The 1,080-nt window shown below is 63.4% G+C and carries 1 protein-coding gene; it reads left to right on the top strand.

What is annotated here, in order from left to right:
- On the top strand, positions 1-1,080 hold a 1,080-nt coding region (locus JK364_RS54350; RefSeq protein ID WP_201858867.1), incomplete at both ends, for an acyltransferase domain-containing protein.

Below are 1,080 nucleotides of genomic sequence, written 5' to 3'. Positions count from 1 at the left end.
GTCGTCACGGGGTCGGTGGTTTCTGATTCGGGTGTGGTTTTTGTTTTTCCGGGTCAGGGGTCGCAGTGGGTGGGGATGGCGGTGGAGTTGTTGGATGTTTCGCCGGTGTTTGCGGGGTGGATGGGTCGTTGTGGTGAGGCGTTGGGTGGGTTTGTGGATTGGGATTTGTTGGAGGTTGTGCGGGGGGTTTCGGGTGCGCCGTCGTTGGGGGCGGTGGATGTGGTGCAGCCGGTGTTGTGGGCGGTGATGGTGTCGTTGGCGGGGTTGTGGCGTTCGTGTGGTGTGGTGCCGTCGGCGGTGGTGGGTCATTCGCAGGGGGAGATTGCGGCGGCGGTGGTGGCGGGTGGTTTGTCGTTGGTGGATGGGGCGCGGGTGGTGGTGTTGCGGAGTCGGGTGATTGGTGAGGAGTTGGCTGGTGGTGGGGGGATGTTGTCGGTGGGGTTGTCGGCGGAGGGGGTTGGGGAGTTTTTGGTGGGTGCTGGGGGGAGTGTGGAGTTGGCGGCGGTGAATGGTCCGGGTTCGGTGGTGGTGTCGGGTGCGGTGGGGGCGTTGGAGGGTTTGGCGGGGCGGTTGGAGTCGGTGGGGGTGCGGACGCGTCGGATTCCGGTGGATTATGCGTCGCATTCGGGGTTTGTGGAGGGGGTTCGTGAGCGTGTTCTGGGTGAGTTGTCGGGTGTTTGTCCGGTGTCGGGTGAGGTGGCGTTTTATTCGACGGTGACGGGTGGTTTGTTGGATACGGCTGGTCTGGATGCGGGGTATTGGTTTTCCAATCTTCGGGAGACGGTGGAGTTCGAGCGGGTGACGCGGGGTTTGTTGGCTGATGGGCATGGTGTTTTTGTGGAGTGCAGTCCGCATCCCGGTCTTTTGGTGGGTATTGGTGAGACGGTTGAGGCGGCTGGTGTGGGTGCGGTGACGGTTGCGTCGTTGCGTCGGGGTGAGGGTGGGCTGGAGAGGTTTGTCTGTTCGTTGGCCGAGGCGTATGTGGCGGGTGTGCCGGTCGACTGGTCGGTGTTCTATGCCGAGCGGCCCGGCGAACGGATCGACCTGCCCACCTACGCCTTCCAGCACCAGCGCTACTGG

This window comes from Streptomyces endocoffeicus (genome assembly GCF_016741935.1).
GTDB classification, from domain to species: domain Bacteria; phylum Actinomycetota; class Actinomycetes; order Streptomycetales; family Streptomycetaceae; genus Streptomyces; species Streptomyces endocoffeicus.
This window is presented reverse-complemented; position numbering and strand designations above follow the sequence as displayed.